This window comes from Nocardia aegles (genome assembly GCF_052545135.1).
Map to the genome: position 1 here is coordinate 41,427 of NZ_JBQWRI010000002.1, position 13,137 is coordinate 54,563.

The window sequence follows — 13,137 nt, forward strand, 5'->3', positions numbered from 1 at the left end:
ATGAGTGGTGGCGGCGATCACGAACGTGATCGGGAAGCCTGTGATTCGACACAGTCGGGGCACAGGCCCCAGTAGACGACCTCGGCCTCGTCGATCGAGAACCCGCTGTCATCGGAAGCGGTCAAACAGGGGGCTTCGCCGATGGCGCAGTCGACATCGGCGATCACCCCGCAGGCGCGGCATACGACGTGATGGTGGTTGTCGCCGACCCGGGATTCGTACCGGGCGACGGATCCGGACGGCTGGATACGCCGCACCAGGCCGGTGGCGGTGAGTGCGTTCAAGGAGTCGTAGACCGTTTGGTGGGATACCTCGGGCAGAGCGGATCGAACAGCGCGAATGATCGACTCCGTGTCGGCGTGCGGGTGGTCGTGTACCGCGCTGAGCACCGCGACCCGCGGACGGGTCACACGCAGCGAAACTCCCCGCAGCATCTGCTGGAACTCCGAGGCCGTTGGCATGCACGGAAGTCTCGTCCGTTTTCTGGAACGAGTCAAGAGTTTGTTTCGAAGTCGCGCCGATCCGTTGTGCGGCGGCGCGGGCTACCGGGAGCGTATCGAGTCCGGGACGAGGCGGGGCTGCGTTCGCGGTGATTCGACGGTGCGAGCGATGGGTCGGATCGGCCCCGGCGGTTCGGATGGACCACCGGCGGATGTCGGCATCGCAGCCGAGCCGGCGCCGAACCAGCGGCGGCAGGTTGCGATCACGTGAACGGACGTGTCGGCCGACCAGAGTGCCCCGCTCCACCGACCATGCGGGAACCGGGCGAGCCGGGCTCGGGAAAGCGGAAGGCCGCACCGGGTTCGATCGGTTCCCGGAAACGCGGGATCACGGCCGGAAAACGGATCGGATACAGCCTTCCTTTTTGTTCTTGAAGATGTCGTAGCCGTACACGGCGTCGTCGAGCGGCATGTCGTGGGTGATCAGGTAGGAGGGGTCGAGATCGCCCTGCTGGATGTAGTCGAACATACGGGGAACGAAGCGCTGGCCATATTGCTGTGCGGTGCGGATGGTGAGGCCTTTGTTCGTCACGACGCCCATGGGGAATTTGTCGGTGAGACCGTATATGCCGAGCACCGAGACGATGCCACCTTTCCGGCACGCGAGAATTGCTTCGCGCAGCGGTGTGGCGCGATCTGATTCGAGCCGTAGCAGCTGTTTGGCTCGATCGTAGAATTGCTGGAGTCCGCTGCCGTGTCCCTCCATTCCGACGGCCTCGATACAGGCGTCCGGCCCGCGGCCACCGGTGCGCTCGCGCAGGATCTCGTGCACGCTGTCGACGGCGGTGTAGTCGATCGTCTCGGCGCCGAACTGCTCCTTCGCCATCCGCAGGCGCTCGGGAAGTCGGTCGATGACGAAAACCTCGCCCGCGTCGAGCAGACGAGCGGTGTGCCCGGCCATCAACCCGACAGCGCCGCTGCCCCACACCGCGACGCTGTCACCGGGATGGATGTCACAGAATTCGGCGCCCATCAAACCCGTCGGCACGGCATCGGAGAGGAACAATGCCTGTTCGTCGGTGATGCCTTCCGGTATCCGGAAACAATTGGTATCGCCGAAGGGGACCCGGACATATTGCGCATGGGAGCCCTGATAACCACCGAAGGGATGGGTGTAACCGTAGATTCCGCCGGTCGGATAGCCGAGAACCGGTTGTTGCAGTGCGCTGTTCGGATTGGTGGTGTCGCAGAGGGAATACAGTTCGTGGTCGCAGTACCAGCACGATGCGCACCCGATGAAGGACGGCACCACGACACGATCACCCACCGAGGTCGAGGTGACTTCGGCTCCGGTTTCGACGACCTCGCCCATGAATTCGTGTCCGAAGACGTCACCTTCCCGCATTCCGGGCAGATATCCGTCGATGAAATGCAGATCGGACCCGCAGGTGGTGGTCAGTCGGACCTGGACGATGACATCGTGCGGATTGACCAGGACCGGGTCGGGCACGGTTTCCACAGCGAGGTCGTCGACGCCGTTCCAGCAGAGCGCATGCATGGTCTCCTCCTGTTCACCGAGCGGAAGAGCGCGCGCTCGGATTGTGGGCCAGGGTGGGCACTTCGCCGGTCTGCAGCAGCGCACGGGCACGGTAGAGGGCGGTGAACATGCCCGCGCCGGTCAGCAGATCGGGCAGCGGGGTCCGCGCCCGCATCGTCACTTCGGTACCGAGGTCTCGCGGAGCTTCGCGGAAGCTGAGCTCGATCTCGAGCGCTTCGCCGGAAGTGGTGTTCTGGTCGGCGGCGCCGACGAACCGGAAGTGCCCTTCCTCCTCGCGCAGCACGGTCTTCCAGGTCGGGCGACCGTCGGTGCCCGCGTGCAGCGTCCACTCGTAGGTCGACGGTGCGGTCGATCTGACGTCGGCGACATCGCCCAGCACCTGCGACAGTTTCGCCGGGTCGCGCCAGAACTGCTCGACCTCGGCGCGGGGCCGGGCGATGGTCACGGTTTGGCTGCTCGAGTATCTGCTCGCCGACTCGATCACCCGCCCCACGAGATCGCTGAGCAGGTGTTTGGTGTCATCGATGTAGTGCATGGGACCTCCTCTCGCTCTCCGTGGTCGCAAGCCACCCGGCACACACGAGAAGCCGCCGTGCCCTGCGGTCGGGACACGAACTCGGGCCGCACAGTTACGCATGTCCTATGCGGTCTCGCAGCGTCTACCCGCCGCCGCAAACGCCAAACCGTTTCCCGCCGATTCCGATGACATCAGCCCACACCCGCACCTGCACCGATCATCTCGATCGGCCGCTCTCGGCCGTCGGTCGCGCGGCGAAGCGCGATTCCCGCCAGGCCGGATCGTAGGCGGCGGGGACCACCAGGAGACCGCGCAATCGGGTGGGGCGGCGGTCCGTACGCCGGCCCGGGCGGCACCGGGTGGGTCAGTCGTGCGGCGACGATTCCGTGAGCGCCCGCGAACCGAGGGCGAAGGCACGGTTACTGTTCGGGACGCCCGCGTAGATCGCGGTGTGCAGGAACACCTCGGCGAGTTCGGCGGCGGGCACCCCGGCGCGCAGCGCGGCCCGGATATGCATGTCGAGTTCGTGCTCGTTCCCGACCGCCGTGAGGATCGCCAGGGTCAGCAGTCGGCGGGTGCGGTGGTCGAGGCCGGGGCGCGACCAGATGTCGCCCCACGCGGTCCGGGTGATGAAATCCTGGAAGGGAGCGGTGAATTCGGTGATCGCGGCGATCGATCGATCGACGTGCGCGTCGCCGAGGACCTCTCGGCGCACCCGCATGCCCTGCTCGACGGCTGCGGCGCGCTGTGCTCCCGCCGGGGTGGCGCGCTGGATGTGCGCGCGGATGAGCGCGGTTACCCGGCCCGCGCTCTCCAGACTCGCCAGGTGCGCGCCCGGGACGACCCGGAATTCGGCGTCGGCTACGCCGTCGGCTATTTCCCGCATGATCTCCGGTGGGGTCGCCGGGTCCTGTGCCCCCGCGATCACCAGGGTCGGCGCGACGATCCGTGCGAGATCGGCGCGCCCGTCCCACACGGCGAGCGCGTCGCAGCATCCCGCGTAACCCTCGTCGCCGGTGCCCGACACCACCGCTACGTGACGGGTCACCAAGTCGGGGTCGCGCTCGCCGAGCTCCGGGGTGAACCACCGGCCGACGACGGTTCCGGCGATCGAGGCCACCCCGTCTGCGCGAACGGTGGCGGCGCGGTCGATCCACCCTTGCGCGGGCTGGAAGACGGCGGCCGTGCACAGCAGCGTCAAACTGCGCACCCGGGCCGGGTGATGCGCCGCGAGCCACTGCCCGACCGCGCCGCCCAAGGACAGGCCGACAAAGTGCACCGATTCGAGCTCCAGCGTGCCGAGCAAGGCGAGCACATCGGCTCCGAGATCCGCGACGGTATAGGGCCCCGCGGGGGTCGGCGAGCCGCCGTGTCCGCGATGGTCGTAGGCGATGGTCTGGTACCCGGCCGCCGCGAGCGCGGCGATCTGCGGCTCCCACATCCGCCGATCGCTGCCCAGCGAGCCGCTGAACAGCACGGGAACGCCGTTGTCGGGTCCGTGGACCGTATAGTCGACCGCGATTGCTTGCACAGTTTCTCCGATTCGATGGCCGAGAAGGATTGTTAGGAATTGGGCCAGCCGGTGTAGCCCTCGGCGAGGTAGGCCGTACCCGCCGCGGAACCGATGACGCTGTCCAGTTCGCCGAGCTGGCGTCGTTCGTCGAATTCGCTCGCGCTCGCGTCCCGGTGCAGCAGCGTCGTCATCCAGTACGAGAAGTGCTGCGCCTTCCACACCCGAGCGAGTGCGCGATCGGTGTAGGTCGTCAACGCGTCGTCGTCGCCGTGGCGCAGCGCCCGCTCGACCGATTCCGCGAGTACCCGCACATCGGCCAAGGCCAGGTTGAGACCTTTCGCGCCGGTGGGTGGAACGGTATGGGCGGCGTCGCCGGCCAGCAGGAGCCGTCCGTGCCGCATGGGGGTCTGCACGAAACTGCGGAACGGCAGCACCGTCCGCTCGATGACAGCTCCTTCGTGCAAGGTGAAGCCGTCGGCTCCCGCCAGCCGCGTCTGCAATTGGTCCCAGATCCGGTCGTCGGACCACGCGGACGGATCCTCGGACGGATCGCATTGGAAATACATGCGCTGCACGGTCTGCGTGCGCTGGCTGATGAGCGCGAATCCCTGCGCCGAGCGCGTATAGATCAGTTCCGGTGCGCTGGGCGGCGCCTCGACCAGCACGCCGAACCAGGCGAACGGGTACTCGCGAAAGTATTGGGCGGCGCCGTCGACGAGCTTGCGGCACACGCTGCGCGAGCCGTCCGCGCCGATCACCAGATCGGCGACGATCTCCTGTGGCTGCCCATCGGCGCCGGTGCACCGGACACGCGGTTTGTCCAGCACGTCGAGGATCTCGGTGCCGGTGACGCCGTAGCGCAGATCGCCGCCGTCGCGGACCCGGGCGCGGTGCAGATCCACGAAGACCTCGGTCTGCGGATACAGCCAGCACGAGGCGCCGACCGCGGACTGGAAGTCGACCCGATGGCTCGCTCCGCCGAACCGCAGATCGATGCCTTGATGCTCATGTCCCTCCCGCAGCACCCGGTCGGACACCCCCGACTCGACGAGCAGCCGCACGCTGTCGCGTTCGAGAATTCCCGCGCGATGCGTGTTCTCGATCGCGGTGACCGATCGATTGTCGATCACGGTGTTCTCGATTCCGGCCAGGTGCAGCAGATGCGACAGCATCAGACCGGCCGGGCCACCTCCCACGATCGCTACCTCGACCCGGGTAGAGCTGTACGCAACGGACATCGTCACTCCCTTCGTGCCAGGCCGACGCTAGGGAGGGAGCCATTCTTCGGGCGAGCCGTGCTTTCCGCTCAGTGAAATAGTTCCGGTCGAACTCGTCCGGGCGGGCGGGGCGCCCCGGCCGTACCCGACTCCAGTTGCCGCCCGATACCCTGGGCGGCGACCTGCAGCGCGGCGACGAGCCGTCCGCGGTAGCGGCGCAGATCCGGCACTACGACCCCGATGGCCGCGACCGTCGTGTCGTCACGCCGCACCGGAACCGCGACGGTGCAGGCGCCCAGTGTCATCTCCTCGACCGTGCTCGCGAAGCCCTCGCGCCGAACTCGCGCGAGTTGTTCGTTCAGCCGTCCCGGATGGGTGATGGTGTACGGAGTGATCCGCGTGAGCGAACCGAGCACCCTTCGCCGCACGTCCTCCGGCGCATACGCCAGCAGCACTTTCCCCACCCCGGTCGAGTGCATCGGCAGTGTGCCGCCGACGGTGCTCACCACCGGCACCGATGCGCGGCCGGAGAACCGCTCCAGGTACAGCACCCGGTCGTCGTCGCGGATCGCGAGATGCACAGTGGCGCGCGTCGCGGCGTAGATGTCGTGCAGGAACGGGGAGGCCACTTCCCGCAGCGAGGTCTGCATGGGGGCGAGCAACCCGATCTCCCACAGCCGTCGACCGATGACGTACTCGCTGCGCTCCCGGATGAGCGCGCCGTGCTCGGTCAGCTCCCCGACCAGGCGGTGCGCGGTGGCGGGCGGCAATCCGGACCGGCGCGCGATCTCCGACAGCGTCAGCCGCGGATGCTGCTCGTCGAAGGCCCACAGGATCGACAGCACGCGACCGGTGACAGTTGCCCCGGGAGTGCTGGTGTTGCCTGCCATGCGGTGAGTATTCCACTGAGCAGAAGACCGGACGTGGTCGGCTGGGCAGTGCGGACATACGCTGCGAGCCATGGGCAACGAATTTCCCCCGGCAGTGGCCCGGTTGTCGCCACAGTCGGTCATCGATGCGGAGATCGCCGCCATCGAAACCGATTACCAGCAGACGGGAGTCGAGGAGACCCAGCCGCGACTGAACTATCCGCCCTACCGCTCCAGCGCGCTGCGGCATCCGACGAAGGACCCGCAGCCGGCCGACCCGGAGACGATCGAGCTGGCGGCGCCGTGTTTCGGCCATTGGGACGTGGATCCGCTCGAAGCCGACCTCACCATCGGCCATGCCGGTGAACCTCTCGGGCAGCGGATCGTGGTGACCGGCCGGATCACCGACGGAGCAGGACGCCCCGTCCGGCGGCAGTTGGTGGAGATCTGGCAGGCCAATGCGAGCGGCCGCTACCGTCACCAGCGCGACCAGCACCCGGCCCCCCTCGACCCGAACTTCACCGGCGCGGGCCGGTGCCTGACCGACGACGACGGGCACTACCGGTTCCAGACCATCAAGCCCGGCCCCTACCCGTGGCGCAATCACCACAACGCATGGCGACCGGCGCACATTCACTTCTCACTGTTCGGCACCGATTTCACCCAGCGGCTCGTCACCCAGATGTACTTTCCCGACGACCCGCTGTTCCCCTTCGATCCGATTTACCAGTCCATCACCGACAGCAAAGCCAGGCAACGGCTGGTGGCCACCTACGATCACGACCTGACCACCCACGAATGGGCTACCGGCTACCGCTGGGACATCGTGCTGTCCGGCGCTCGGCGCACCTACATCGAACAGGAAGGCGATGACCAGTGACACTTCCCCCGACCCCGGGGCAGACCGTAGGCCCGTTCTTCCACTACGGCCTGCCCTATCCCGGTGATCGCGACCTGGTCCCGCCGGGCAGTCCCGGCTCGGTGCGCCTGGGCGGACGAGTGGTCGACGGCGCGGGCGTCGGACTCCCGGACGCATTGGTCGAGCTCTGGCAGGCCCGGCCCGACGGTGTCGTCGTGCGGGAGCCGGGTCCCATTCGGCGTGATGGCTGGACCTTCACCGGATTCGGGCGCGCTGCCACGGGCCGCGACGGCCGCTACGCCTTCAGCACACTGCCGCCCGGTCCCACCGAGCCGGGCAGGCCCGCGTTCTTCGCGATCACCGTCTTCGCACGCGGCCTGCTGAACCGTCTTTTCACCCGCGCTTATCTGCCCGATGACCCGGCGGCCCTGGCCACGGATCCTTTTCTCGCATCGCTCGCCCCGGAACGCCGACGCACTCTCGTCGCCGATCGTGACGAGCGCGGATTCGTCTTCGACATCCGCTTGCAAGGCGAGAACGAGACCGTGTTCCTTCGCTTCCCGGGCCGGTGAGCGACCTCTTCTGGGCAGGTGACGAGCGCGCCGGCGAACTGCTGACCGAGCAGGCATGGCTGGTGGCGATGGTGCGGGTCGAGCAGGCGTGGCTGGACGCCCTCGCTGCCCGCCGCGTCGCACCCGTGACCGTGCCGCTGGCGGGCCTGCTCGGCGTCGCCGACATCGACGGCATCGCCCGCGGCGCCGAGTTCACCGGCACGCCTGTCCTGCCGCTGGTGACGCTGCTGCGCGAACGTGCCGACTCCGCGGCCGCGCGGTGGATCCATCGCGGTCTCACCAGCCAGGACGTGGTCGACACCGGGCTGGTGCTGTGCCTGCGCGCGGTGGTCGAGCGGCTTCGTGCCGAACTGCGCCGGCAGGTCGAGGCCCTGACCGGCCTGATCCGCCGGTACCGGCACACCGTGATGGCGGGCCGGACCCTCACCCAGTACGCGGTCCCGATCACGTTCGGGCTCAAGGCTTCCGGCTGGCTGGGCGGAATACTCGACGCCGCCGAAGTCGTGGACCGGGTGCAGCTGCCCGCGCAGCTGGGCGGCGCGGCCGGAACCCGCTCCGCGATAGCCGATCTCGCGGGCGGCGCCAGCGCTGCCACCGAACTCGTCTCGGCCGCGATCGCACTCCTCGGCCTGGAACCGGCGCCGCCGTGGCACACCGCCCGCGCCGCGGTGGTCGCTGTCGGTGATGCGCTGGTGCGCTGCACCGACGCGTGGGGCCATATCGCGACCGATGTCGTGACGCTGTCCCGGCCGGAGATCGCCGAACTCGCCGAACCGGCCGCGCCCGGCCGCGGCGGATCGTCCACGATGCCCGGCAAGCGGAATCCCGTGCTCTCGGTACTCATCCGCCGCGCCGCCATCGCCGCGCCACCGCTCGCCGCCACGCTCCACCTCGCGGCGAGCCTGGCGGGCGACGAACGGTCGGACGGCGCTTGGCATACCGAGTGGGCGTCCCTGCGCAGCCTTGCTCGCCGGACCGTGGTCGCGGCCTCGCAGACTACGGAACTCCTGACCGGCCTGCGGGTGAACGCCGATCGAATGTCCGCCACGGCGGCCGACTCCTGGAGCGCTCTGACCGCCGAACGGAGATCGATCGCCGAGCTCACCGGTGCCGATGCGCCGACGGACGACTATCTGGGCAGCACGCAGACGATGATCGACGACATGCTGACCCGCGCCGCCGCGCTGCTGGACCTCACCGAACTCGACACCGGGCCCTGACCTCCGCGCGCACCGCGGCGGGCCGGATGGGGCCGAGCGGGACAGCGATCTGCGTTCCGGCCGCTGATCTACGCTGCTCGAGGTGAACAGCGGCGCGGGCCCAGAATTGTCACGGCATACCATCACCCACGGCCCCGACCGGAGCCCCGGTCTCGGCGAGGCCGGTCAGCGCCCGCGGCAGCGGGCCCAGGTGTAGTACGCCGAGGCGTTGGGTGGCGCGGGTGAGGGCGACGTAGAGTTCGGCGGCGCCCCGGGGGCCGCCGGCCAGGATTCGTTCCGGCTCCACCACCAGGACGGCGTCGTATTCCAGGCCCTTGGTCTCCAATGCCGCCACCACGCCCGGTACATCCGGTGGCCCGATCACGACGCTGGTGCCTTCGCGTGCGGCTTCGGCACGGACGAATTCCTCGATGGCCGTGCTCATGCCGGCCGCGGTGACCCGCCTGGACCAGGGCCGTACGCCGCATGCGCGAACCGACTCCGGTGGCCGGACGCCGGGCGCGAACTCGGCGAGCAGCTCGGCGGCGACGGTCATGATCTCCACCGGGGTGCGGTAGTTCACCGTCAGCGACCGGTAGACCCACCGGCCGGGCACATACGGCTCCAGCATCGCGGACCACGAGGTCGCTCCGGCGGCCGACCGGCGTTGGGCGAGATCGCCGACGATAGTGAAGGAGCGGCCCGGGCAGCGCCGCATCAGCACCCGCCAGTCCATTTCCGACAGTTCCTGGGCTTCGTCCACCACGACGTGCCGGTAGGTCCAATCCCGGTCCGCCGCAGCGCGTTCGGCGAGTTCCCGGGTGTCGCGCTCGAGGAAGCGGTCCGCCAGGTCCGCCCCGTAGAGCATGTCCTGGGCGAGCAGGTGGTCCTCGTCGTCCATCAGGTCCGCACGGCTGATGAGAATGTCCAGCACGCCTGTCGCGTACTCGGCCTCGGCCCGCTGTGCCCGTTCGGCCGCGCGGTCGGCCGGCTTGTCGGGCCCGAGCAGATCGACCACTTCGTCGAGCAGGGGCACGTCCGATACCGTCCAGGCATCGCCGTCGGGCCGCAGGAGCGTCGGGTGGGCGCCCGCCGCTGCCAGTCGTTCCGGTGACTCGTACAGCTGCGCCAACAATGTCTCCGGTGTCAGGACCGGCCAGAGTTCGTCGAGGGCGGCGGCGAACCGGTCGTTGTCCGCGAGCTCGGCGCGCAGGTCCGACCGCAGGTTCTCCCAAGCTTCGCGGTCCTGCCTGGTCAGCCAGCCCCGGCCGATGCGAGCTATCGCCCGCTCGGTGAGCACCCACGTGACGATCTCGGCGAACACGGCGCGAGCCGCGTTGTGCGGCAACCCGCTCGCGCGCGCCTCCTCCCGGCCCCACTCCGCCGTCTCGGCGTCGATTCGCACCGTGACGTCGGACAGTTCGATCGACAGCGGATGCTCCGGCAGCCGCTGCCGATCGGCCACTGCCGCCGCGAGTACGTCCAGCATCGTCAGCGAGCCTTTGCGCCGCGCGACCTCCGGGTTGTCCTCGGCGGTGACGTGCAGGCCGGGCACCAGGTCGCCGGTGGTCGCGAACACGACGTTCGTCTCGCCCAGCGACGGTAGGACACGGCCGATGTGGTTCAGGAATGCGGGATTGGGGCCGACCACGAGCACACCGTTGCGTTCCATCCGCTCCCGCTGGGTGTAGAGCAGATACGCGACGCGGTGCAGCGCCACGACGGTCTTGCCGGTGCCGGGGCCACCCTCGATCACCAGCACGCCCGGATGGTCGAGCCGGATGATCTCGTCCTGTTCGGCCTGGATCGTAGCCACGATGTCGCGCATGCCCTCGCCGCGCGGCGCGTTGACCGCAGCCAGCAGCGCCGCGTCGCCTCGCTCGCCGCCGCCGGGGCGACCGAGGATCTCGTCGGTGAAATCGACCACTCGGCGCCCGCGGGTGTGGAATTGCCTGCGGCGGCGCATGTTCTCCGGGCTGGCGGCGGTGGCGACGTAGAACGCGCGCGCCGCGGGTGCCCGCCAGTCGAGCAGCAGTGGTTCGTACTCGTTGTCCGCGTCGAACAGGCCGATCCGGCCGATGTAGGAATATTCGCCCGAGAGTGCGTCCAACCGCCCGAAACACAGCCCGTTGTCGGCCACATCCAGCCGCTTCACCTCCCTGGCCAGCGTGCGGACCTCGACATCCCGTTCCATCGGCGTTCCGCCGTTTCCGCGCAAGGCCGCGGTGTACCCGCTCTTCGCTCGCGCGCGCTCGGCGTCGAGCCGTGCGTAGAGCCCGGCCACATAGCTCCGCTCGGACCGCAATTCGTCCTCGTACCCCTGAGTGGACACAGGCCCCTCCGTTTCTCGGCTCGACGATTCCGCGCGGATGCTGCCTCGCTTGATGACCTCGAGCAGCAGCGCCGCAGCCAGCGATTCTGCGGCACGACCGGGGTCTTGCCGCAAGCCCCCGGGTGCGCTATAGGTTGAAGGTGGAAGGGCGCGCAGTTGCCGGCCCCGCCCCTTTTCTGCGACGCAATGAGTTCTACGGGCAGGCGTCGATATGCGGCGTCACCCCTGATTCCATGCCAGGCGCAGCACGCCGTTGATGAGATAGCAGGCGAAGAGGATCGCGGCCGGCGTGAGTGACGCGGCACCGTACAGCGCCGCAGCGCCGGCGCCGAACCAGGCCGCTTCGAAGAGAATTCGAGCGAAGCCGTGCAACGGGTAGATGGCATTCGTTCCGCCGCCGGCGGCGAACAGTCCCCACAGTACGGCCAGCAGCAGCGGTGCGCCGATGCCCGCCACAATCTTGATCGGCCACTGTGTGTTCACGGTGAAACCCCAATATCCGGCGCTCCCCAGCACGCTCAACTCCAACAGGAACATCAGGCCGAGATTGGCCCCTTTGACCACGCCGAGCACAACAACCTCCAGTGACAACCGCTCTTTATAGAGAGCAATGCTCTCATCGATTTCGGCGATGCGTCAAGCGGTCCTTGTCACCGTCCGGCGCGGGGATGATTCGGGCGTGTCGGTAGTGTGGCCGCATGCAGGTCGGGGAACCGAGTAGAACAGCCATGGCCGTAGCGCGAGCGCGGGCCGACCATCAGGTCGCCGACGAGCCTCGGGTGTTCACCGATCCGTTGGCCCTGCGGATCATCGGCGAAACCGCCATCGGCACAACTGAATTCGATCGAGGTGTCGATGAGGATCTGGCTCGTCGACGGCGCATGTTCATCGCGGCGCGCAGCCGCTTCGCCGACGACGTCGTTGCGGCCGCGGTCGCCCGGGGGACGGACCAGGTAGTGGTCCTCGGAGCGGGGCTGGATACCAGCGCCTACCGGAATACCGATGAGAACGTACGATTCTTCGAGGTCGATCACCCCGACACCCAGAAATGGAAGCGGCGCAGGCTCGCCGAGAGCGGAATCGCGATCCCGTCATCGCTGACCTTCGCCCCGATCGACTTCGAACAGTCGACGCCGGCCGCCGGGCTCGCCGCGGCGGGTCTGGACCGCACCCGCGACGCCTTGTTCATCTGGCTGGGCGTTGTCATGTACCTGACCAGAGCATCCGTCGACGACACCCTGCGCTACCTCGCCGGTCACGGCGCGGCGGCGGAGGTGGTCTTCGACTACCTGTATCCGCTCTCCTCGGCGCCGCATGATGCCGCGGCCGACGGCAGGCGGGCGCGCGCGGATCGAGTCGCCGCGGTGGGCGAGCCATGGCTGAGTTTCTTCACGGCGGAGGAAATCCGCAGTAACTTGCTGTCTTTCGGTTTCACGCGGGTCGAAGACCGTACCGCGACAGAGCTACTGGACAGCTATGGCGTCGGAACGACCGCTCGGCCTGCGGATTCGGTGCCGCACCTGGTCCACGCGGGCACAGTATGAGCCGCGCGCCGGCGATCCGGACTGGACGATCGTGCGCGCGAGCGGGCTCCACCACCTGGCGTAGGTGACCGACTCCACTGGTGAGGGACGGCCACTCCGACGGCAGTTCACCGCCGGCGTGAACCTGGCCCGAGCACGCTGCCTGGCAGACGACGGCAAAAACACAGATGCTGGTGGAATCGAGATGGTCGGCACCGACGGATCCTCGTACCAGATCTCCTGCGTGCCGTTGCCGTGGTGGACGTCCCAGTCGACGACGGCGATGCGGCCAACGCCGAGAACATCTTTCGCGTCGGCGGCGGCGACGTTGTCGAAGATGCAGAGTCCCATGCCGGTGGCGTGGGGTGGCGTGGTGTCCCGCCGTCCGCGTGGGTCTCCTCCCGCCTCAGCGGGTGCTCGCGCGGCTGAGCCGGGCGGTCGGGACGGGGTGTGCGCGCGATCCAGCGCCGTGCGGGCTGCGCGTCAAGCCACACCACGAAAGCTTCGATCAGGCAGCCGTTCTCGGCGCTTCGCTCGG

Annotated in this window: 13 protein-coding genes; 4 read left to right on the forward strand and 9 right to left on the reverse strand. The window is 68.5% G+C overall.

Translation table 11 applies throughout. From position 1 onward, the window contains the following. Nucleotides 1-17: 17 nt before the first annotated feature. The 6 genes from ACT89H_RS05460 to ACT89H_RS05485 all read right to left on the reverse strand — a co-directional run bounded on the left by ACT89H_RS05460 (nt 18) and on the right by ACT89H_RS05485 (nt 6,135). Nucleotides 18-461: a Fur family transcriptional regulator gene (locus ACT89H_RS05460; RefSeq protein ID WP_445107398.1), complete on the reverse strand. Its 444-nt coding sequence runs from the start codon at nt 459-461 to the stop codon at nt 18-20. Nucleotides 462-828: 367 nt separating this feature from the next. Then, on the reverse strand, nt 829-1,998 hold the full coding sequence (locus ACT89H_RS05465) for a zinc-dependent alcohol dehydrogenase (RefSeq protein ID WP_445107399.1): 1,170 nt from the start codon (nt 1,996-1,998) through the stop codon (nt 829-831). Nucleotides 1,999-2,011: 13 nt separating this feature from the next. Next, nucleotides 2,012-2,533, reverse strand: a complete 522-nt coding sequence (locus ACT89H_RS05470; protein WP_445107400.1) for a hypothetical protein — start codon at nt 2,531-2,533, stop codon at nt 2,012-2,014. Nucleotides 2,534-2,879: 346 nt separating this feature from the next. Further along, nucleotides 2,880-4,037 (reverse strand): bifunctional 3-oxoadipate enol-lactonase/4-carboxymuconolactone decarboxylase PcaDC, encoded by a 1,158-nt coding sequence (gene pcaDC, locus ACT89H_RS05475; RefSeq protein ID WP_445108232.1) that lies wholly within the window; start codon nt 4,035-4,037, stop codon nt 2,880-2,882. A 41-nt stretch (nt 4,038-4,078) separates the two neighbouring features. Continuing rightward, on the reverse strand, nt 4,079-5,266 hold the full coding sequence (locus ACT89H_RS05480; protein ID WP_445107401.1) for a 4-hydroxybenzoate 3-monooxygenase: 1,188 nt from the start codon (nt 5,264-5,266) through the stop codon (nt 4,079-4,081). A 68-nt stretch (nt 5,267-5,334) separates the two neighbouring features. After that, complete coding sequence (locus tag ACT89H_RS05485; protein WP_445107402.1) at nt 5,335-6,135, reverse strand: IclR family transcriptional regulator; 801 nt, start codon at nt 6,133-6,135, stop codon at nt 5,335-5,337. Nucleotides 6,136-6,205: 70 nt separating this feature from the next. Here ACT89H_RS05485 and pcaH point away from each other — a divergent pair, with 70 nt between their 5' ends. From pcaH to ACT89H_RS05500, 3 genes are read left to right on the forward strand one after another with little or no spacing between them, the layout of a single operon-like run. Continuing rightward, a complete protein-coding gene (gene pcaH / locus ACT89H_RS05490) occupies nt 6,206-6,994 on the forward strand; it encodes a protocatechuate 3,4-dioxygenase subunit beta (RefSeq protein WP_445107403.1) in 789 nt (262 codons plus the stop codon). Next, nucleotides 6,991-7,545 carry a protocatechuate 3,4-dioxygenase subunit alpha gene (gene pcaG, locus ACT89H_RS05495; protein ID WP_445107404.1) on the forward strand — a complete coding sequence of 185 codons (555 nt, stop codon included), beginning with the start codon at nt 6,991-6,993 and terminating at the stop codon, nt 7,543-7,545. Before pcaH ends, pcaG begins: the two co-directional genes overlap by 4 nt. Then, the gene (locus ACT89H_RS05500) at nt 7,542-8,765 is read left to right on the forward strand and encodes a lyase family protein (RefSeq protein WP_445107405.1); all 1,224 of its coding nucleotides are present in this window, start codon (nt 7,542-7,544) and stop codon (nt 8,763-8,765) included. Before pcaG ends, ACT89H_RS05500 begins: the two co-directional genes overlap by 4 nt. Nucleotides 8,766-8,874: 109 nt before the next feature. Here the strand turns inward: ACT89H_RS05500 and helR are convergent, their stop codons facing one another. Together helR and ACT89H_RS05510 are read right to left on the reverse strand one after the other, a co-directional pair. Then, nucleotides 8,875-11,076, reverse strand: coding sequence for an RNA polymerase recycling motor ATPase HelR (gene helR, locus ACT89H_RS05505; protein WP_445107406.1), 2,202 nt, complete (start codon nt 11,074-11,076; stop codon nt 8,875-8,877). A gap of 219 nt (nt 11,077-11,295) precedes the next feature. Then, nucleotides 11,296-11,649, reverse strand: coding sequence for a YrdB family protein (locus ACT89H_RS05510; RefSeq protein ID WP_445107407.1), 354 nt, complete (start codon nt 11,647-11,649; stop codon nt 11,296-11,298). Nucleotides 11,650-11,804: 155 nt separating this feature from the next. On the opposite strand from ACT89H_RS05510, the gene ACT89H_RS05515 reads away from it, so the two are divergent. Continuing rightward, nucleotides 11,805-12,620 (forward strand): class I SAM-dependent methyltransferase, encoded by an 816-nt coding sequence (locus ACT89H_RS05515; RefSeq protein WP_445107408.1) that lies wholly within the window; start codon nt 11,805-11,807, stop codon nt 12,618-12,620. Here ACT89H_RS05515 and ACT89H_RS05520 read toward each other — a convergent pair. Continuing rightward, entirely contained in the window at nt 12,540-12,950 is a 411-nt protein-coding gene (locus ACT89H_RS05520; RefSeq protein ID WP_445107409.1) for a hypothetical protein, read from the reverse strand. The genes ACT89H_RS05515 and ACT89H_RS05520 overlap by 81 nt on opposite strands. Between the last annotated feature and the right edge of the window lie 187 nt (nt 12,951-13,137).